Here is a 20,165-nt window from a genome sequence, read left to right on the forward strand (position 1 = left end):
TGCCAATCATGCTCAAAGTAAACTGCCTTTTTTTGTCTTGTGTAACACACTTTGAACCTTATTTCCTAACTCATTCAGAGTAAATGGTTTGGGTAAAAAATGGAAGTCTTCTATATTGATTTCATCGCTCTTTAAAAAAGCATCCTCTGTATACCCAGAAATAAAAATAACTTTGATGTTTGGCCTATGTATCAATGTTTCTTTAACTATTTCTGGACCACTCACCTCTGGCATGATTACATCAGTGATTATTAGATCTATGTGTTGATTTTTTTTTCTAATGATCTCTAGTGCCTCGCTGCCTATACTCGCTTCTATTACATTAAATCCTTTTCTTGTAAGAGCCTTAGCAGTAAATTCCCTTACTGAATCTTCATCTTCAATTAATAAAATTATACCATTACCTTTAATCTCTACCGGTTTCTCTATTTCTTTACTATCTTCCTCTTTATCATTTTCATCCGATATGTAAACTATGGGCAAAAATATGCTAAATTTAGTTCCATGATTCACTTTGCTAGCAACATAGATGTATCCTTCGGTTTGTTTAATAATGCCATATACAGTAGAGAGGCCAAGACCTGTACCAGAAGTAATATCTTTGGTAGAAAAAAATGGATCAAATGCCTTTTCAATTATATCACTCGTCATTCCACATCCAGTATCAATCACTTCAATCACAACATAATTCCCATGTTCAATCGTTTCCTTATCTGGAGAAAACATATCCTGAGGTGTAGAATTTAATGAATCAACCTTTTGATTAAAGGTTCGTATAGTTAACTCTCCCCCCTTTTCCATAGCAGCACCAGCATTAACTGCTAAGTTAAGCATAACTTGCTCTAATTGTCCTTGGTCAGCCCTAACAGCACCCAAATCGCTACCATAATAAATATTAAATTTTATATTTTCACCTATTAATCTTTTGATCATTTCATAAAGATTAGCTATCGTACCATTTACATTAATAATCTTTGGCTGCAAAGTCTGTCTTCTTGAAAAAGCAAGCAGTTGTCTTACTAAATTTGACCCACGTTTTGCATTTTGCTGTATCTGTATTATATCTCCAAAAGATGGATCGCTAGCTGAGTGCTGGAGTAAAAGCAAATCACAAAATCCTATTATTCCGGTTAATATATTATTGAAATCATGTGCAATACCACCTGCTAATTGCCCTATAGCTTGCACCTTTTGATAATGCTCAAGTTTTATCTCTAGTTTTTTACGTTCAGTATTATCAATAAAATAACAAAGTATGAACATCACTTTATTATGAAGAAACTTATTAAAATATATTTTCATGTTATTACCGCCATTGAGCTGCACATCAAAGGACGCATTATTTATCCTATTACTTGAAAAATATTCACGCACTTTCATATGATAACCATCTGATATCAATGCAAAGATAGAATCATTACTTGACCCCGCAAGTTTTACTAATGCTATATTTTTCTTTATAAAATTGCCATTTATATCGCATTGTGCAATAGCAATTGACGAATTTGTAAAACAAGGGTGTAGTTGATAATCAACAATATTTGATTCAGTTGGTGTTATAAAGCCGTGTATATAGCTATGATTGTATTTATCACAAAATATAGCAGTACTCATATAAGCCTTAAATGGAGCACCGCTTATAGTAAAAAACATAATTTCATTTTTGGTTATTGTATCGTCATACTTAGATTGAGATATAAAATCATTGATTGAGCTACCTTTTTCCAATTTTTTTAGTTCAAACATGTCTAAAAATCTTTTATTTACAGATAAGATACCTCCTTTTGTATTTGCAACGTAAGTTGCTATATTGTGTTTCTCTATCAACTCTTCATATACCTGCTCTTTGTTTACCTGTGTTGCCTTCAGTACAAAATACCCATTCGGTCTTGCTATTGGGGCTAATAATAAATTTAAAGTCTTATTACTATTTATAGCAATTTGTGGATTATCCGGTATTGGTTCAGAGAGCAAAAGAAAGTTAGATATTCTACTCTTCTTGCTTAAGGAAATGCATACTTTTACAGAAGTGTTATTTCTTAACGCATGATAGAGTGATTTTCTGTCTTTTTCTGACACATCTCCTGCTTCAAGAATTTTATCTAGCGTAACATCATCGTTTATGTGATCTTTGAACCTTTCGTAGAACCTCGCATCAGCATAAATAATACCCTCATCTTTATGTAAAATGAGACAAAACTCTGTATTATGATTCAGCGCATTTGCAAATATTGCATTTTGAAACTCTATGATATTAAGTAGATACTTGTAACGTTTTATATTATATACCACAAAGAGAGTCATTAGAATGCTAATTAATAAATTAATCTCTATATTAACATGCTGACTATATACATTAGAAAAATAGAGTACTGATATTGCTATTGGAGGTAAGAACATAATGACTGCCATCACAATAATTGACATCCCATAATTTCTTAGTATGAAGTCAACTCTGTTCTCTTTTTTGTTATCTATGTATCTTTTACTCATTATTATTGCTTGGCATCCTTGCACATATAAAAATATTCTACTATATTGATTTAATTATTATAGATTTATTAACATCCTTGATGAGTAGTTACTATCCCAATCTAATTAAGTCCTGTAAATATAGAGTACAATAATATTAATAAGCCAACAGAAGGCATTATGGAAAAACAAAAGACACAAGCATTTGAATGGTTCTGCGCACTGAGAAACAAGATCACCGAATCTTTCTTATCAATTGAGGTACAGTCATTCACACAACCAAAAATCGAAAAAAGAAAGTGGAACCGACCAGGTGGAGGAAGTGGTGAATCTACAATTATCTTTGGTAATATTTTTGAAAAAGTTGGAATAAACGTCTCAAGAGTATACGGAAAGCTCGAAGACTCAGCCATTAATGAAATTCCTGGTGCAAGTGAAAGCAATGGAGAGTTTTGGGCAAGCGGTATATCTTTAGTGTCTCACATGCAATCTCCCCTTATCCCTGCAGCACATATGAACACAAGATTGATATATACCTCAAAACAATGGTTTGGTGGAGGAATGGACTTTACTCCAATTTATAAGGATGAGGGAGATTGCAAGTATATTCACGAATCAATTAAAGCAACTTGCGATGAGTTCAACATCGAATATTATCCGAAATTTAAAAAGCAATGTGATGATTACTTTTTTTTACAACATAGAAAAGAGCCACGTGGTATTGGTGGAATTTTTTATGACAATCTAACTTCTGGCAACTGGAAAAACGATTTTGAGTTCACAAAAGCAGTAGGTGAAGCCTTTTTAGAAATTTACTTACACATCATACACAAACATATGCAAAAATCTTGGACAAAAGAACAACGAGAAGAACAATTGATAAAACGTGGCAGATATGTGGAGTTCAATCTTCTTTATGATCGTGGTACAAGGTTTGGTTTAATGACTAATGGTAACCCCGATGCAATTATGATGTCGATGCCTCCTCTTGTTAAGTGGGTGTGAAAAGCGATTATTAATATAAAATAAATCGTTATAGTTTAAGATTGTACCACATATGGTGAGCTTTTGTATAGAGGGGTACAATCATGGGTATAAGTAGATAGTTTTTTAATTAAATCCGCTAGAAATAGCAATATAAGAGGCGTGAGGCTAGCTTTAAGTCTTCATAATATAGTAAACAGCTTTGAAAAACTCTTTTCTAGAATTAATCCTTTTAGGAACAAGGGGTCATTTGACTTGAATAATGATCAAACTTTAAATCGAGCTTTAGAGTATGCAGTAACAAATCTTGATCATAATGTAATGACGTTACTTATTAGTGCTGGAGCAAATATTAATGAGATAAATAATAGTATAGGAAATGTAATCCTTCAATACAAAATAGCATCATAAGCTATGCAGTACGGAGATAAGGACAGTCTCAAAGATCATAAAGAAAAATGTTGTTTAGTGCTTGGTGAGCTAATAAAAAAAGAAAGAAAAGAAATATTGGAGATTTTGAAACAAACGGAAAGTTGTGACAAGCTTAAAGAGGAAGTAGAGATAAAATTTAAGGCCAACTCACCTAAAAAACCTCCTAGGATTTTTGAGCATGATGATATTTTACTTTTAAAAGAGCCCATTTATGATGAGGTATATGACGCTAAGGTTAGTAACTCATTAGAAGAGTTGAGCGTATCGGAAGAATCCATTTATGCTGAAGTATATGATTTGCATAAAAGATCTACTGAAAATTTATCATTGAAAGATAGTGGTTATTCTAGTATATCAGGAGAACCTATTTATGAAGATGTAGATGATTTCTCAGAGCAAAAAAAGCCCACTAGCTTAAATCATAAAGAGCAACCAGAGCCTATTTATGCTAAAGTAGATTTATCGAAAAAGAGATCAGAAAGACAAGCAAAACATATAAAAGATAATTCTGGGACTTATCATGGATTAGTGAAGGATAAAGTGAATAATTTGCAAGTAAAACTAAATGAGCAAAGTGCTAATAAGCCAGCGAGTCAGCAAATCAAGACCAAGGCTGGCTTTAACGTAAAAGAAATAAGGCAAAATTTTGAGCGTAGAGATTCTGGATACGATTCTGGCTATGATTCAGATACAAAAGTTGAACAAAAATTAGAATTAGGATCTAAAGCTCCTAAATCTGAGATAGGTTCAGTAAGCATTGAACATGGGGTAATAGGAGGCTGTCGATATAAAATCACTACTCTAACTGTGTGATTCAAAATAATTGAATTGACTTTATATGTATAATCGATATAACTCAGTTAGATTCAAGTCGACTCTTTCGTCTAGTGGTTAGGACACCACCCTTTCACGGTGGTAACACGGGTTCAAATCCCGTAAGAGTCACTCAAACAGAATGCAAATAACTAAAGTTTTGAATGAAAAAAATTAGGCTTTATGTTGAAGAAGCTTTATCACAAAATGTAAGTTTGGCGCTTCATCCACGACAAAGTCACTATATTTACAATGTAATGCGGCTTAAGAAGCATGATAACATCTATCTTTTTAATGGAAAGGATGGAGAATGGTTAGGAGAAGTAGTGAATATATCAAGTAAATCGACAAAAATTATAATAAAAGAACGCACTAAACAACAACAACATGAAAAAAATCTATATTTGTATTGTGCTCTGGTAAAAAGCGGCGCCTTAAGCAACATAGTAAGACAAGCAACTGAAATGGGAGTAACCTGCATTCAATTTATTTCAACAGAACGTACAGTAGTAAAAAACATTAACCTAAGTAGAGCGAAATTACAGGCAATTGAAGCTGCGGAACAATCCGGTAGGACAAGTATACCACAGATTTTTCTTCCTATTAATTTTTGTGAATTATCCGATTCCCAGAATAAAAATTTTGTTTTGTGTGATGAAACAGGTGAAGGACAACCTCCTAATAAAGTTCTAAAAGGCAAGAAAAACGTTGCTATTATTGTTGGCCCCGAAGGTGGTTTTTCATCTTGCGAACTTGATTCTGCCAATAAATTTTGTCAGAAACTGAGTCTAGGAAAAAGAATTTTGAGAGTTGATACTGCTGTAGTTGCTGCATTAACCTTCACCAATTGGTATAGCTAGATTTTTTAATATGGCTAGTGCAACTTGACACTCTATATAAAGAAATCTGCATTATATTCTTCCTAAAAGAAATAAATGAAACTTGCATTTTTCCGAACTATCGATACTCTTAGTAAAGAAGTCGGGGCGTAGCGCAGCCTGGTAGCGCATTTGGTTTGGGACCAAAGGGTCGGGAGTTCAAATCTCTCCGCCCCGAGATTAGAAAAATTACAAGAGCACTGTAACCTAAGAGCAATTTTTATCAGCAAGTAAATGATTGACAGCAGAATGAAGCTTTTTTCATATAAATCACTGCATATCATATTCTATCGCTCAAGTTTATAAAATAATTGACAATGTTAATTTTCTAATTTATAAATGGATTTTGAAGTGATTACCGAAGGAGGTATAGAGTTTGATTGAAGTATCAGTCCATTATGGTGATGTAGATAGAGCTCTTCCAGTGTTGAGAAAAATAATTCAAAAGGAAGGAAGAGGGCTCAAAATTAAAAGAAAATATCACGAAAAGAAATCAGAGAAAACAGCTAAAAAAAAAGCTGAAGCAAGGAAAAAGAGGTATCAGCAAGAATGCAGAAGACAGCGTTATGGTTGGTAGTTTTTACTAAGGTTAATAATTAGTTATCTTATGAATATTCATGAATATCAAGCAAAGGAAATTTTACACAAGTTTAATGTCCCGGTACCAAAGGGTTTTGTTGCTACATCTGCAGAAGGAGTAGAAACTCAAATAAATCAACTAAAATCTGACGTGTTTGTGGTTAAAGCTCAGATTCATGCAGGTGGTAGGGGTAAGGCTGGTGGTGTAAAGCTAGCAAAGTCAGTTGAAGAAGCTCAACAGTTTGTAAAGAACATGCTCGGCATAACTTTAGTTACTCATCAAACAGGGCCTAGTGGACAGCAGGTAAGAAGAATATACATTGAGGAAGGTTCAAGCATTAAAAAAGAGTACTATTTGAGTCTAGTAGTTGATCCAAAGCTCAGTAGGTTAGTATTTATATTTTCCTCAGAAGGTGGTATGGATATTGAAGAGGTAGCAAAAAATTCTCCTACAAAAATTGTGAAATTTGATATTGACCCTGCTACTGGTTTTACAAATCTTGATAACAGTAAACTTGCCAATAATTTTAATTTGAATTCAGAACAAATAGAAAGAATAACAAATATTGCAAAAAATATATATGATGCGTTTATTACAACTGATGCAAGCCAAATAGAAATTAACCCACTAGTTGAAACAAATTCTGGGGATTTTGTTGCACTTGATGCTAAAATTAATTTTGATGACAACGCTTTATATCGTCATCCAGAAATCGTGCAGCTTCGTGATTATGATGAAGAAGTTAAAGAAGAGATAGAAGCTTCAAAACATGGACTTAGTTACATCAAAATGGATGGCAATATTGGTTGCATGGTGAACGGTGCAGGTCTTGCTATGGCAACAATGGATATAATAAAGTACTATGGAGCAGAGCCTGCTAACTTTTTGGATGTTGGTGGTGGAGCGAGTAAAGAAACTGTAACTGAAGCATTTAAAATCATATTGTCTGATAGCAACGTAAAAGGAATTCTGGTTAACATATTTGGTGGTATAATGCGTTGCGATATTATCGCAAGTGGAATTGTTGCGGCTGCAAAAGAAATGAGCATTAAAGTTCCTCTAGTGGTTAGATTATCAGGTACTAATTTTGAAGAAGGAAAAAAAATCTTAGAAGAGTCAGGATTAAATATTATTGCTGCAGATGAACTGGGTGATGCTGCGCAAAAGATAGTAAAAGAGGTAAAATAAAGCATGTCCGTTTTAGTAAACAAAGATACAAGATTAATATGCCAGGGTTTTACTGGTGCACAAGGCACATTTCATTCAGAGCAAGCAATTGATTACGGAACGAAAATGGTGGGAGGTGTAACTCCTGGAAAGGGTGGTAGCACTCACCTTAATTTACCGGTTTTTAATACTGTAGCAGAAGCCAAAGAAAAAACCTGTGCAAATGCTACAGTTATATATGTACCTGCTAAATTTGCTGCTGCTGCAATACTTGAAGCAATAGATGCAAAAATAGAATTGATAATTTGTATTACAGAGGGCATTCCTATACTTGACATGGTAAAGGTAAAGCATGCTCTCGCTGGTTCAAACAGTCGATTGATTGGCTCAAACTGTCCAGGGGTTATTACACCTGAAGAATGCAAAATAGGAATTATGCCAGGACATATTCACAAACGTGGACATATAGGAATTATGTCTCGCTCTGGAACTTTAACTTATGAAGCGGTAGCACAAACAACTGCTGTTGGTCTTGGTCAATCCACGTGTATCGGAATTGGGGGGGATCCAGTTCATGGTATGACATTTGTTGACTGTATGGAGCTCTTTTTAAAAGATGACGATACTCATGGTATTGTAGTTATTGGTGAAATAGGTGGAAACGAAGAAGAAGATGTATCACATTTTGTGAAAACAGAAAAAACTAAAAAGCCAATCGTTGGTTTTGTAGCAGGCCAAACGGCACCTCCAGGAAGACGTATGGGACACGCTGGAGCAATCATCTCTTCCAGCGGTGGAAGTGCTGGTGCAAAGTTAGAGGTTATGCGCAGTGCTGGGATTGCGATTGCAGAAACCCCTGCTGTGATTGGTAAAAAGGTGTTAGAAGTAATGAGTGTCAGTGCCTAGCCTAGGTCATAAAAACCCTATATCCCCAGTCATCAGTATATTTTTTGACCACTCAATCAGTAAATGACCTCCTGGTAAATGTACTGAAGTTTGTTTAGTAGCCAAACACTTACGAAGTATAGATGCAACAAATGCTGCACAAGCCGCACTACCACATGAAGCAGTAATACCTGTTCCTCTTTCCCAAACTCTTAAGTTTATTTCTCCAGATTTTTCTATTTGTGCAATACTAACATTTGTTTTCTGAGGAAATAATTCGTGATTTTCTAGCTTTGGTCCTAAATTCTGCAATGGTATTTCGCTTATGTTATCAACAAAAAAAACTATATGAGGGTTACCAATATTTACTGCAACTGGCTCTTTCAGCATTTCAAGCTCTATAGGTAGATAAAGGGGATCGCATTCACAAGAAAGAGGAATTTCATTCCATTTAAGCAGTGGTTTACCCATATTGACCTTTATTGATTTATCACCTACTTTAAAACATTCTAAGATACGATTATTTATCAGCTCAATAGTGATATATTCAGTACCTTTTTCTAACATTATCAAATATCCAACACAGCGTGCTGCGTTTCCACACATTTCAGCTCGACTACCGTCAGCATTGTAGATATGCATAAAGCAGTTTGCAGCATTAGACATTGTTATAATTATCACTTGATCACAACTGCCTTGATCAGCAATTTGTCTATAATTCCAGTCTAAATTATTTGCTGAACGTGAGTCTATGATAACAAAACTATTGCCAGTACCATGCATCTTTACAAACGGGATCTTGTCTGTTAGGTTACTTACCATTATAGCAAAATTATATAAGTGAAAATTTTTCTTCTAATTACAGCTGTTTTGTATTCTATAGTTTTCTGTAATGTGAATGCTAAGTCAATACCGGAGAACAGCAAAATGCTCTTTTGGCAAACTGGAGTCAGAAAGGGAGCAAATGTTTTCAATAGAAAAGTTGATAGTGACTTAATCAAAGCAGCAAAGGAATACAAAATTGGTTTTATTCGTCTTGCTCCGGACAAATTTGAAACTACGCAACGTGACTTCCTCTTAGGCAATGCAGACAATTATCCGGGCCTGATTTCCAAAGACCTGAAAGTTCTGAAAGATGTTTTAGATGCTTTTCATCAACAAAAAATACCAGTAGTGTTAACGATGCTTAGCTTACCTGGATCTAGATGGAAGCAAAATAATAACGATAAAGATGATTTACGTTTATGGTCAGATCAAGCTTTTCAAAAACAAGCAGCAAAATTTTGGCAAGATCTTGCGAAAGAGCTTAAAGATCATCCTGCTATTGTTGGATATAATATCTTAAATGAACCACATCCAGAAAGGCTTTATAATACTGCAGATTCGGCTATTTATAAAGTAGAACAAAGCAAAGTTCAGAAGAATCTATTTGGCTTTTATAGCAGCGTGGTAAACAGTATCCGCCAAGTTGACTCAGAGACCCCAATAATACTTGATAGCAGCAGTTATGCTGACTCTAATACTTTTAACAAATTTGAACCAGTTAGTGATAAAAATGTTCTTTATTCATTTCATATATATGAGCCCTTTGCTTATACAAACTTAAAATTAAACCAAGGTAACTTCGCCTACCCTGGACATGTTCAATCTTTTGATGCAAAAAAAGTAGAGTATTGGAATAAAGATAAGTTAAAATCATATATAGAACCTGTAAAAATTTTCCAAAAGAGGTATAATATACCAGATTATAAGATCCTTGCTGGAGAGTTTGGCGGGCACCGCTGCTCAAAAGGATTAGAGCACTATTTTCGAGATCTTACTTCTATTTTTAATGAATATAATTGGCATTTTGCTGTTTATGGCTTTCGAGAAGATATATGGGATGGTATGGACTATGAACTTGGAAACGAGAAGCTTTCATGGAAAGACTGGCAAGCAATTGAAGAGGGTAGGATGAAAAAAAATTATTTGCCAAATAATTCAATTTTTAAGATATTAAGAGAAGAATGGTCAAGTCAGCTCGCTGGCCATTCGTCATAAAAGAATATTTCTTTTATTGATCTTCTTTGTTTTTCTTTGACTTCAGCACCCTCTTTTTCGTAACCAACTGCTATCACTGACATTACATTAAAATCATCAGGTATATTGAATCTCTTAACTATTTTATCTCTATCAAATCCACCCATTTGATGAGCCATTAAGTTCATAGCTGCAGCCTGCAGCATAAGTGCATAATTTGCTGCACCAGTATCATGTTTAGCCCAAAGATTTTCTCCTTTACCTTGTTTACGGAAGTTCTTAGCGCTTAGAGATATAATTAGTATTTGTGCATCTTTTGCCCACTTTTGATTAGATTCATCAAGGCAACCGAGCAATTTTTTCCATGCGCTTTGATTGTTCTGTTTGTTGCATATCACATATCGCCAAGGTTCATCACCAAAACACGAGGGTGTTAGCCTTACAGCTTCTATTAAAATATCCATTTCTTTCTGAAATATTGCTCTTGTAGGATCGTATGAACGTCCGCTGTGTCTTTCTTTCATCAACGATAATAGATCTTGTTTACTCATCATTTTTAAATAGTGCATAAATAATTCATTGTAGCGCAATATAAGCAAAATTTAAATTGCAAAACCTCTTATACACATATATTACATTTAGTAAGTTATTTTTATTGGGAAGATATGTTTATAACACAATCAAGCAGTAGGTCAACACTGGCTGAAATATTGTCTTGTGTTTTACTTTTATTCTTGATGGCTCAAATAAGCATACCATTGCAGCCTGTGCCTATCACATTGCAAACTTTAGGATTAATGCTTGTTGGGCTTAAATTTAACCGCAGAACAGCATTCTATTCTGTGCTTACATATCTATCACTTGGTGCAGCAGGATTTCCTGTTTTTGCGAATTTTTCTAGTGGTTATCACATTTTTCTTGGACCAACAGGTGGATATTTAATTGGCTGTTTAGCTGCTGTTATGGTAATGAACAAAGTAAATGAATTACTGAACTCTAAATATAAATCATTTATGTGTAATTCTTTAAGTTGTCTGGCGGGTACAGTCGTAATCTTTATTTGTGGTATTAGTTGGCTTACTATTTACGTGGGTCTGAAACAAGCAATAATGGTAGGTGTTTTACCATTCATCCTTCCTGGTTTGGTAAAAATTTTTCTACTTGTAGCAGCTTTGCAGTATTTGAAAAAGTGATAAGGTTTCGTCCTCATCATTTTATGTGCACTCTTGCATTTCAAGGGTATGGATATTCTCAGAGCTTTGTAGAAAATTACAAAAAGATAGCAAGTAAAGTAATTAGTGATCCTAATACTAAAATCGAAGTAGTTGATAATCTTGACACTATTTGTAGTGTTTGCCCAAACCAGACTAAACAAGGTAAATGTACCACACAAGCTAAAGTTTTAGAGCTAGATAGAAGGCATATGGAAATTTTAGGAATAAAAATTGGCGAGATTTTGACCTGGAGTAAAGCAGTAAAAAGAATTAGAAAGAAAATGTCTTTAGAGAAATTTGACTACGCATGTGAGGAGTGTAATTGGCAACCATATGGAATGTGTAGAAGTGCTCTTTTAACTCATTCTAAATAGTATCTGCCAATTAATAATATCTTTATTATTATATTAGATAAGTAATTTAGCATTTATGAATTTGTAATGTGTTGCGTATAGTTCAAAGAAATAAGATTTACTGGTTACGCGCTGCAGCCAATGCCACAACACTAGGATCTATGTTTGTCTGCATGTTAATTTGCGTTGTGATTTTATGGAGGTCTTCTGTTACTTATGCTAGTGAAAATTTGGAGATACAGAAGGTCTTTGATAGTGTTGTCAAGCATATAAAAGCTGATAAAAAATATAAAGATCTTGATGTTATCGAGAGAAAAAGTGACAAATTTAATATCAAAATTTCGCAGAATTCTGGCAAGAATTTTGACATATACTCTATTTTAAAAAAAGCAAAAGATTCCTTTGAGTTAGGAGATAGTGAAACAGCTACTTCTCTCCTCAATCAGATTATCGCAAAATTTCCTTATCATGAAAGTGCTTTAATTGGACTAGGGAATATCTATTACGCTAACAAAGAATTTAAAAAAGCTGTAGAGATTTACACAAGACTGTTAAAAGAATATCCTAGCAACCCTTATGTATTAAAGAATTTTCTGACGATAATTTCACAATATGATCCTAATTTAGCATTGAGTGAAATGTTGAAATTGTATGATACACTCAGAAATAGCGCCCCTTTATCAGCAAATTTAGGTTTGATCTATATGAAAAAAGGGGATTACATAAAAGCTAAAGAATATATGAAAGCAGCAATTTCTTTAGATCAAAACAATATTTTTTATACCTATAATTTAGCTGTTATTCTAGATAAGCTCTCAGATTTTAAAAATGCCACAGCATGTTATTCAAAGTTGTTGAACATGTCAAAAAATGCAAGTGAAAGAATACCTTTATACAAGGTAGCAGCAAGGCTAAAATTTATACAACTCCATAGTGCGCACTCAGCGATTCCATAAGAGTTGCTTGTATCGCTATTTTTGTTTACAACAACAACATTGAACTATAGAATTATATCTAGAGGGGCAATTAGCTCAGCTGGTAGAGCATCTCGTTTACACCGAGGAGGTCGGCAGTTCAAGTCTGTCATTGCCCATTAGCCTAGTTGAATATTAATATTACAATTATTTCAATCAAAGTATAGAAAATGCAAGACAACATAGTACCAGTTTCAATAGTGAAAGAGCTAGAGGATTCTTATCTCTCCTACGCAATGAGTGTGATCATAAGTCGAGCTATACCTGATGTGCGAGATGGATTTAAACCTGTTCATAGGCGCATATTATACGCAATGTCGAGGGCTGGGTTCGATGCCGGTAAACCGTATAAAAAAGCAGCTCGTATAGTCGGGGATGTAATGGGAAAATATCACCCACATGGTGACATGGCTATCTATGACTCCTTGGTCAGGATGGCTCAAGATTTTTCTCTTCTTTTACCACTGATTGATGGGCAAGGTAACTTTGGTTCGATAGATGGAGATCCGCCAGCTTCAATGCGATATACAGAAGCAAGGCTCCACAGAGTGTCGCATTTTTTACTAAATGATATTGACGAAGATACAGTTGATTTTAGGCCAAACTATGATGGAAATGAAACAGAGCCTGTTGTACTACCTGCAGAATTTCCGAATCTATTGGTAAATGGTGCAAGCGGTGTTGCAGTTGGTATGGCAACCAATATTCCTTCTCACAACCTTGGAGAAATAATAGATGCTTGTATGTTATATATAGATAATCCTGAAGTTACTTTGGATGAGTTACTTGAAGTGATGCCAGGGCCGGATTTCCCAACTGGGGGAATGATTCTTGGAAGGTCTGGAATAAGATCAGCATTTGCAACTGGTCGTGGCTCAATTGTTGTGCAAGGCAAGACTCACATAGAAGACCTGCCACAAGATAGGCAAGCAATAGTGATTAATGAAATACCTTACCAGGTAAATAAAGTAAAATTAATTGAGAAGATAGGTGAGCTTGTAAAAGAAAAAAGAATTGATGGCATAACAGAAATTAGGGATGAGTCTGATAAGTCTGGTATTAGGGTAGTAATTGACCTCAGAAGAAATGCTGAAGCAAGTTTTATACTCAATCAAATATTAGGACTAACTCCACTAAGAAGTAGTTTTAGTGTTAACACTCTAGTCCTCAACAATAACAGGCCTGCTTTGATGTCATTAAAAGAAATCATAGCTGCTTTTGTTGATTTTAGAAAAGAAGTATTAATCAGGAGAACAGAATTTCGTCTAAGAAAAACGAGGGAAAAAGCTCATATATATATAGGGCTCTACATTGCGGTCTTGAGCATAGGTGAAGTGATAAAAATCATCCGTGGTGCAAAAGATCCTGCGGAAGCAAGTAGAGAACTTTTAAATAAAGAATGGAAAACTTCAGCTGAGATAAACACAATTATTGGATTAATCTCAGACAGCATGAGCTTTTTGAAAGACGGAGTGTATAGATTAACTGAGCTGCAAACGAAAGCTATTCTTGACATGAAATTGCAACGTTTAACAGGCCTTGAAAAAGACAAATTAGAAGCTGAGCTAAGTTCAATGATCAACCTGATAAAAGAATATATCGCTTTTCTTGGCTCAGGAGAGAAGTTGATGAAAGAAATAAAAAACAATCTACAAGAAATAAAGAACAGATTTGCTGTGCCGCGAAAAACTTCAATAGAGGAATCAGATACGGACATTGAAGCTGAAGATCTAATTCCACAAGAAGATATGGTAGTGACCGTAACTATGAATGGTTACATCAAACGTGTGAAGCTCTCTCACTATAGAACCCAGCATCGTGGTGGAAAAGGAAAGCTAGGACAGGGGTTAAAAGAGGAGGACGTAATCACAAAATTATTTGTTGGAAATACTCATACTAGCCTTTTATTCTTTTCTAATACTGGTCGAGTTTACAGATTAAAGGTTTATAAACTGCCTCTTGCAGAGCCAACTGCACGTGGAAGAGCGCTTGTTAATATATTCCCGCTTAGCGATGGTGAAACTATAACTAACATCATGCCGCTTCCAAGTGAGAATGACGAAAATCAAAATATAGTTTTTGTTACTGCTCATGGGAACATAAGGCGTAACTCCTTAGCAGATTTTCACTATATTCCAAGCAATGGAAAAATAGCAATAAAGCTCGACGAAGGGGATAGGTTAATATCAGTTAAAGTATGTAGCGAAATTGATCATGTTCTACTTTCAACAACACTTGGAAAAAGCATCAGATTTGTTGTAAGTGATGTGCGTCAATTTAAAAGTCGCAATTCAGATGGCGTAAGAGGTATCAAACTTGCAAAGAATGACAGCGTGATATCTATGACCATATTAAATGGGATAGGTGTAGCAACAGAAACAAAAGAACTTTACTTAAAAGTTCCACTTGCAAAAAGACTGGGGACTGCAATTAATAACTTCATTGATTCTAAATTGGAAAAGACTTTGAATGATTTAGGAATAGATAACAAACTGTTCTTAAAACTTGCAATGAATGAGGAGTTCATATTAACTATTACTGAAAATGGCTTTGGTAAAAGAACTTCTGCGTACGAGTATAGGGTAACAAATAGAGGTGGTGTTGGTATTACAAATATCCTGACTACCGACAGAAACGGTAATGTTGTTGCTAGCTTTCCAGTTGAACAGGGTGATAATATCATGCTTATTACAGATAAAGGAAAGTTAATTCGTATTTCAGTAAATGATATCAGAATTGCAGGACGTAGCACTCAAGGAGTCACTCTGTTTAAAACAGAGAGTAGAGAAAAGGTGGTGTCAGTAGCGAAAATTGAGGATCCCGATTCCACTGAAGATAGTATTTCCGAAATTGACAACTCTGTTTCTTCTTAACTGTATAGCAAAGGTTAAACAAATAGTGCAAATTTCTATTGATTAATCTATAATATTTAAATTAAAATATGTGTCTATGTTCAAGTAGAGATTGATGGATAAGAAGTTAACTAAAAATAAAAAATCATTGACGAATGAGAAGAATAAAAAAACATCTCTTGTTAAAGATTTTGCCAAAAATAAGAGTAGAAGAGATTTTATCACATTAACTACGTGTGCCATGGCAGGTATAGGAGCTGCAAGCGGTCTTTGGCCATTGGTTAAGTCTATGAATCCTTCTGCTGAGGTTTTAGCGATGTCTACGGTTGAAGTTAATCTATCTGATATTCAAGAAGGACAAGGAAAAAAGGTAAAATGGCAAGGTAAGCCAGTATTTATCCGCAAGCGCACAAAACAAGAGATTGAGGCTGCAAGAGCCATAAATGCAGAAAATTTGAGAGATCCTGAATCAGATGAAAAAAGAGTATACAAAGGAAAAGATGAATGGTTAATTATGATTGGAATATGCACCCATCTTGGATGTGTACCAGTTGATCACGCTACAAAAGACGGCAACGGTTGGTTCTGCCCTTGTCACGGTTCATATTATGACACATCAGGCCGAGTAATTGGCGGTCCTGCACCAAAGAACATGGCTATACCTGACTACTTTTTTCCAAGTGAAAATATTGTAGTAATTGGCAAGAAGGCTTAACGGATTTTCATAATTAAAGTAATAAAAGTATATTGCATTTCAAGAAGCACACTGACTTCATAGGCAAAGCTCTTGAAGTCTATCAAGCTAATTTTATACTATGCACATATTCGGGTGATAATTAAGAAACTTGCCTGCCAAATTTTCAGAGTTGACAGCTAAATTTAAAACTTGTTCCTTTGCGTCAGAAAAATTCTGACTAACTTGCTTAAAGTTATTTTCTAACTCTTCGAGGATGGAGCTGAAATTAAAAAAACTTTTCTGCATTTTATCAAGATTTTGAGTTATATAGCTTAATACATAAAGATAGAGACAAGAGGGGAAGAGATATGGTAAAGCAAGAAAAAGCTGAAAGTGAGGGAATAAATGGAGTCACCATATCAATATGAATTAAGGGAAAGAGTGATTTCAGTGGAATTGGGAGTCGCAATAGTAAAAGTGAAAGAAATCTTCAAAGTAGAACTATCCCCCAAAGCTGCACATGGACATAGAATATCCTTTGTCAGGGATGGACGTAAACATTGAAGATCTTCCCCTAGAGCTGGATATAGATATAAAGTCATTTATGCCATTACCTATATTCGAGAAAAATATCACATGCCAAGAACCTTGTCAAAATTATATAATCTATCTCTAGAGCAGGTTATTGAGAATGTCAATCCACATAAAAGAGCCAGGTATTCCTAACACCACTAAACTCACAAATTCATTTGCTAGAGTTTATAAGTTCTTGTTTATAATAATTTTATTATATCGTAAAACCATCTATATCGGCCTATTTAAACAGATTTTACTTTCCTTAAGGATTTTTTAAAGACCACCTATTGAATTCTATGATATTATTTTTTGTGAGATTGTTATACACGTTATGGCAAGGAAGGCAGAGAGATTTGTTAAGTAGTTTTTGCATCTATATGAGCTACTTGAATAATGGTTACAATATTTGTACAATTGTACAGCATGAGCTGAGTTCGCTTAGCCCTTATCTACATATTCAGTTCCACCAACAGTTATTGCATCGACCTTGAGTGTTGGCTGACCAACTCCAACAGGCACATTTTGCCCGTCTTTTGAGCACGTACCAACACCAGGATCTAACTTTAGATCATTACCAATCATTGATACTTTTTTTAGCACTGTTGGCCCATCACCAATTAGTGTTGCTCCTTTCACTGGCTGTGTAATTTTACCATTTTCTATTAGGTAAGCTTCTGAAGATGAGAAAACAAATTTTCCTGATGTTATATCAACTTGTCCACCACCAAAATTTACTGCATATAGGCCTCTTTTTACACTGGATATTATTTCTTCTGGTGCATATTTTCCTGCCAACATATAGGTGTTTGTCATGCGTGGCATAGTAACTTCTTTGTAACTTTCTCTTCTACCATTACCAGTTGGATTTACACCCATAAGTTTAGCGTTCATATGATCTTGCATATATCCTTTTAGAATTCCATCTTCTATAAGCACATTATAGCCAGGTAAAGTACCCTCATCGTCTATGCTAATAGAACCACGCAAATTAGGTAGAGTTCCATCATCAATTACAGTAATGTTACTGGCTGCCACTTGTTTACCCATAGAATTTGAAAATGCCGAGATTCCTTTACGGTTAAAATCACCTTCAAGTCCATGACCTACAGCTTCATGCAATAATATTCCTGGCCAACCTGAACCTAAAACAACTGTCATCTCTCCAGCCGGAGCTGGAATTGCCTCAAGATTTACTAGCGCTTGTTCTAACGCTTGGTTTGCAACTTTTTTCCACTTCTTCTCAGAAACAAATTTACTATAAGAGTCTCTTCCACCGTGCCCTGCAGAACCTCTCTCTGCTCGGCCATTTTTCTCTACGATGACTAGTACATTAAAACGTACCAAAGGCCTGATATCGCTTAACCTGTGATCATCTTTTATTATTTGTACAACTTGCCATTCTCCATTTAGAGTTATTTTTACCTGCTTCACGCAGTTATTCTTCGACCTTACATACTCATTAATCTCATTGAGTAGTTTAATTTTTGAGCTCAGATCCATTTCATTTATGGGATTAATCTTTGAATACAGGCTTTTTGCCTCCTCATTTAAGTTTACTGAATTTGTTTTGCTTAAAGATGCTGAACTTTTTACCATAGAAGCAGCTTTACTAATTTCTTTTTCGCTAATCTCAGAAGAGCAAACAAAAGACGTACTATCTTCACAAAAAGACCTGAGACCAAATCCTCTTCTGATATTTAAATCCATATGTTTTAATATATTATCATCAAAAATCAGGGATTCTGATTGGCAAAACTCTAAAAATAGCTCACCACCATCACTATTGCTCAAAGCGTTGTTGACTATTTTATATACATTATTAATATTAACATTGTTCTGAGCAAAAAATATTTGATCTAGATTTGGCATTACCTTTGAGCTAAAAATTGTTTAAGTATATTATTTAATTTTAACATAGTAAATCACAAAAAGCCCGGGTGGCGGAATTGGTAGACGCGCTAGCTTCAGGTGCTAGTAACTTTTCAAGTTGTGGAAGTTCAAGTCTTCTCCCGGGCACTCTGTATTGATTTTTGAGTCAATTAATGCTATGATATAATGTATTTACTACTAAGTTTATGAGTTATGAAGAAAAAAAGCTTGTTTACAGAAAGAAAATAAGAACTTATTCAAAACGCTTGGTTACTGCACTATCTATTGCTTCTTTGAGTGGGTACATAGCAGCATTAGCCCTAAATATTTCTTCCTTAAGCTTGTATTTTACTATTGTCAGCACTATACTAAGTGCACTTTCGCTTGCTTTAAATATATGGTCATTAACTGATCATTTTAGGCAGTGTGGCCTTAATAAGCAACTCGATACCTCTCGGCAAGAGAAATTAATGAAGATCTGCCTCGACATTGCATCTAACGTTTCATTTTTAATAGGAGGAATTACATCTATATTACCTCTTGAATTTCCTATTATCCCCTTTATTTCCGTTGCTTTTTTTATTCTAGGTTGTACCTTTATGGCAACCAATTTCATTCGAACTATGATTAGTCAGCCGCAAATAGATGAAACCAAAACCTCAAAGTTAGTGATCATTTGAACATTCAATCTGCAATAGCTGCCTAATTATTACATGTTAATAACTTAGCTTATTTAACTTGACAAATTACGCCATCTCCCTTACTATGATAGCAAGAGTATTTACCCTTGTTTTTAATCTCCGCGGATTTAACAGCAAAATTCAGTAAAAAACTCAAATATTTATTGGCAAATTACATAAAAATTATAGCGGCTGCATGTCTTTTTTATTTTTTCTACATTCAGCCAAATCGCGCTTGTTAGTACATTATCAATTTAAATTATTAAAACTCGCTATACGGGGGTTCTTTTGTCTTTTTTTACTTAGTAAATTTCTTAATATTTGTAGCTAAAGTAATTTTAGAGAGCCAGCGTGGGACACACAACCGCACTAACGTTTATTTTTGAAGGTACTATTTATATAGATGAAATGTTCAAAAGTAAAGCATTTAAATATCTAATTCTTACTTCCCAAATTTCAAATTATCTTCCTCCTATTTTATTAATAGCAGGTTTGGTGTTGCAGTACCAATCTAGTTGCGTAGACAGTAAAGTACTCATTGGATTTGCTATAGTACTAGGTTGTACTTTATTATTACAATTAGCAAGTGAGATCTACGAGAGAAAAGTTGTAAATCTTGTAAAAATTGAAGGAAGAGGTGATGAACAAAATGTACCTATAGGAGCATTAACCGAAAAGCCAAGCAGCATTGTAAATCCCGATAGTGTTCACGCTCATGGAAGAGAGCAAGTTGTGTAGTGC

The 20,165-nt window shown here is 34.7% G+C and carries 20 protein-coding genes and 4 tRNA genes; 20 read left to right on the plus strand and 4 right to left on the minus strand.

Going from position 1 to position 20,165, the window contains the following annotated elements; all coding sequences use genetic code 11:
* Positions 1-12: 12 nt before the first annotated feature.
* Positions 13-2,493: a response regulator gene (locus ACQ4M0_RS04630; protein WP_438456308.1), complete on the minus strand. Its 2,481-nt coding sequence runs from the start codon at positions 2,491-2,493 to the stop codon at positions 13-15.
* 159 nt (positions 2,494-2,652) lie between these two features.
* Here ACQ4M0_RS04630 and hemF point away from each other — a divergent pair, with 159 nt between their 5' ends.
* The 9 genes from hemF (at position 2,653) to sucD (ending at position 8,232) form a co-directional block, all read left to right on the plus strand.
* Complete coding sequence (gene hemF, locus ACQ4M0_RS04635; protein ID WP_213863754.1) at positions 2,653-3,477, plus strand: oxygen-dependent coproporphyrinogen oxidase; 825 nt, start codon at positions 2,653-2,655, stop codon at positions 3,475-3,477.
* A gap of 234 nt (positions 3,478-3,711) precedes the next feature.
* Positions 3,712-3,867, plus strand: a complete 156-nt coding sequence (locus ACQ4M0_RS04640; protein ID WP_007302353.1) for a hypothetical protein — start codon at positions 3,712-3,714, stop codon at positions 3,865-3,867.
* 3 nt (positions 3,868-3,870) lie between these two features.
* Complete coding sequence (locus tag ACQ4M0_RS04645) at positions 3,871-4,701, plus strand: hypothetical protein (RefSeq protein WP_007302352.1); 831 nt, start codon at positions 3,871-3,873, stop codon at positions 4,699-4,701.
* Positions 4,702-4,761: 60 nt separating this feature from the next.
* Positions 4,762-4,833 (plus strand) — tRNA-Glu (locus tag ACQ4M0_RS04650).
* A 32-nt stretch (positions 4,834-4,865) separates the two neighbouring features.
* Complete coding sequence (locus ACQ4M0_RS04655) at positions 4,866-5,561, plus strand: 16S rRNA (uracil(1498)-N(3))-methyltransferase (RefSeq protein WP_007302351.1); 696 nt, start codon at positions 4,866-4,868, stop codon at positions 5,559-5,561.
* Positions 5,562-5,683: 122 nt separating this feature from the next.
* A tRNA-Pro gene (locus tag ACQ4M0_RS04660) sits at positions 5,684-5,757 on the plus strand.
* Positions 5,758-5,955: 198 nt separating this feature from the next.
* Positions 5,956-6,156: a 30S ribosomal protein S21 gene (gene rpsU / locus ACQ4M0_RS04665; protein ID WP_438456309.1), complete on the plus strand. Its 201-nt coding sequence runs from the start codon at positions 5,956-5,958 to the stop codon at positions 6,154-6,156.
* 30 nt (positions 6,157-6,186) lie between these two features.
* Entirely contained in the window at positions 6,187-7,347 is a 1,161-nt protein-coding gene (sucC, locus tag ACQ4M0_RS04670) for an ADP-forming succinate--CoA ligase subunit beta (RefSeq protein WP_007302349.1), read from the plus strand.
* A 3-nt stretch (positions 7,348-7,350) separates the two neighbouring features.
* Positions 7,351-8,232, plus strand: coding sequence for a succinate--CoA ligase subunit alpha (gene sucD, locus ACQ4M0_RS04675; protein ID WP_438456310.1), 882 nt, complete (start codon positions 7,351-7,353; stop codon positions 8,230-8,232).
* A gap of 6 nt (positions 8,233-8,238) precedes the next feature.
* Here the strand turns inward: sucD and dapF are convergent, their stop codons facing one another.
* Positions 8,239-9,033: a diaminopimelate epimerase gene (gene dapF, locus ACQ4M0_RS04680; RefSeq protein WP_012481958.1), complete on the minus strand. Its 795-nt coding sequence runs from the start codon at positions 9,031-9,033 to the stop codon at positions 8,239-8,241.
* Positions 9,034-9,105: 72 nt separating this feature from the next.
* Between dapF and ACQ4M0_RS04685 the strand changes: the two genes are divergently transcribed.
* Complete coding sequence (locus ACQ4M0_RS04685) at positions 9,106-10,251, plus strand: glycoside hydrolase family 5 protein (protein ID WP_438456311.1); 1,146 nt, start codon at positions 9,106-9,108, stop codon at positions 10,249-10,251.
* Here ACQ4M0_RS04685 and ACQ4M0_RS04690 read toward each other — a convergent pair.
* Complete coding sequence (locus ACQ4M0_RS04690) at positions 10,227-10,799, minus strand: nitroreductase family protein (RefSeq protein WP_052264977.1); 573 nt, start codon at positions 10,797-10,799, stop codon at positions 10,227-10,229. The two genes, ACQ4M0_RS04685 and ACQ4M0_RS04690, sit on opposite strands and share 25 nt — an antisense overlap.
* 96 nt (positions 10,800-10,895) lie before the next feature.
* Between ACQ4M0_RS04690 and ACQ4M0_RS04695 the strand changes: the two genes are divergently transcribed.
* The 7 genes from ACQ4M0_RS04695 to ACQ4M0_RS04725 all read left to right on the plus strand — a co-directional run bounded on the left by ACQ4M0_RS04695 (position 10,896) and on the right by ACQ4M0_RS04725 (position 16,863).
* Positions 10,896-11,423, plus strand: a complete 528-nt coding sequence (locus tag ACQ4M0_RS04695; protein WP_214303151.1) for a biotin transporter BioY — start codon at positions 10,896-10,898, stop codon at positions 11,421-11,423.
* A complete protein-coding gene (locus tag ACQ4M0_RS04700; RefSeq protein ID WP_029237639.1) occupies positions 11,420-11,818 on the plus strand; it encodes a DUF1284 domain-containing protein in 399 nt (132 codons plus the stop codon). Before ACQ4M0_RS04695 ends, ACQ4M0_RS04700 begins: the two co-directional genes overlap by 4 nt.
* A 68-nt stretch (positions 11,819-11,886) precedes the next feature.
* Positions 11,887-12,753 carry a tetratricopeptide repeat protein gene (locus ACQ4M0_RS04705; RefSeq protein WP_012481956.1) on the plus strand — a complete coding sequence of 289 codons (867 nt, stop codon included), beginning with the start codon at positions 11,887-11,889 and terminating at the stop codon, positions 12,751-12,753.
* 64 nt (positions 12,754-12,817) lie between these two features.
* Positions 12,818-12,890: transfer RNA gene (locus tag ACQ4M0_RS04710), tRNA-Val, on the plus strand.
* Between the two features lie 51 nt (positions 12,891-12,941).
* Positions 12,942-15,644, plus strand: coding sequence for a DNA topoisomerase (ATP-hydrolyzing) subunit A (gene gyrA / locus ACQ4M0_RS04715; protein WP_007302341.1), 2,703 nt, complete (start codon positions 12,942-12,944; stop codon positions 15,642-15,644).
* A 94-nt stretch (positions 15,645-15,738) separates the two neighbouring features.
* Positions 15,739-16,338 (plus strand): ubiquinol-cytochrome c reductase iron-sulfur subunit, encoded by a 600-nt coding sequence (gene petA, locus ACQ4M0_RS04720; protein WP_006014178.1) that lies wholly within the window; start codon positions 15,739-15,741, stop codon positions 16,336-16,338.
* A gap of 366 nt (positions 16,339-16,704) precedes the next feature.
* Positions 16,705-16,863, plus strand: a complete 159-nt coding sequence (locus ACQ4M0_RS04725; RefSeq protein WP_019078626.1) for a hypothetical protein — start codon at positions 16,705-16,707, stop codon at positions 16,861-16,863.
* A gap of 450 nt (positions 16,864-17,313) precedes the next feature.
* Here ACQ4M0_RS04725 and tldD read toward each other — a convergent pair whose 3' ends face one another.
* The gene (gene tldD, locus ACQ4M0_RS04730; RefSeq protein WP_007302340.1) at positions 17,314-18,744 is read right to left on the minus strand and encodes a metalloprotease TldD; all 1,431 of its coding nucleotides are present in this window, start codon (positions 18,742-18,744) and stop codon (positions 17,314-17,316) included.
* Between the two features lie 62 nt (positions 18,745-18,806).
* Between tldD and ACQ4M0_RS04735 the strand changes: the two genes are divergently transcribed.
* The 3 genes from ACQ4M0_RS04735 (at position 18,807) to ACQ4M0_RS04745 (ending at position 20,162) form a co-directional block, all read left to right on the plus strand.
* Positions 18,807-18,891, plus strand: a tRNA-Leu gene (locus ACQ4M0_RS04735).
* Between the two features lie 59 nt (positions 18,892-18,950).
* Positions 18,951-19,424: a hypothetical protein gene (locus ACQ4M0_RS04740; protein WP_007302339.1), complete on the plus strand. Its 474-nt coding sequence runs from the start codon at positions 18,951-18,953 to the stop codon at positions 19,422-19,424.
* A 408-nt stretch (positions 19,425-19,832) separates the two neighbouring features.
* The gene (locus ACQ4M0_RS04745; protein ID WP_438456312.1) at positions 19,833-20,162 is read left to right on the plus strand and encodes a hypothetical protein; all 330 of its coding nucleotides are present in this window, start codon (positions 19,833-19,835) and stop codon (positions 20,160-20,162) included.
* The last annotated feature ends 3 nt before the right edge of the window (positions 20,163-20,165 follow it).

The sequence above is a fragment of the Wolbachia endosymbiont of Kerria lacca genome, from assembly GCF_051602725.1.
GTDB lineage: Bacteria > Pseudomonadota > Alphaproteobacteria > Rickettsiales > Anaplasmataceae > Wolbachia.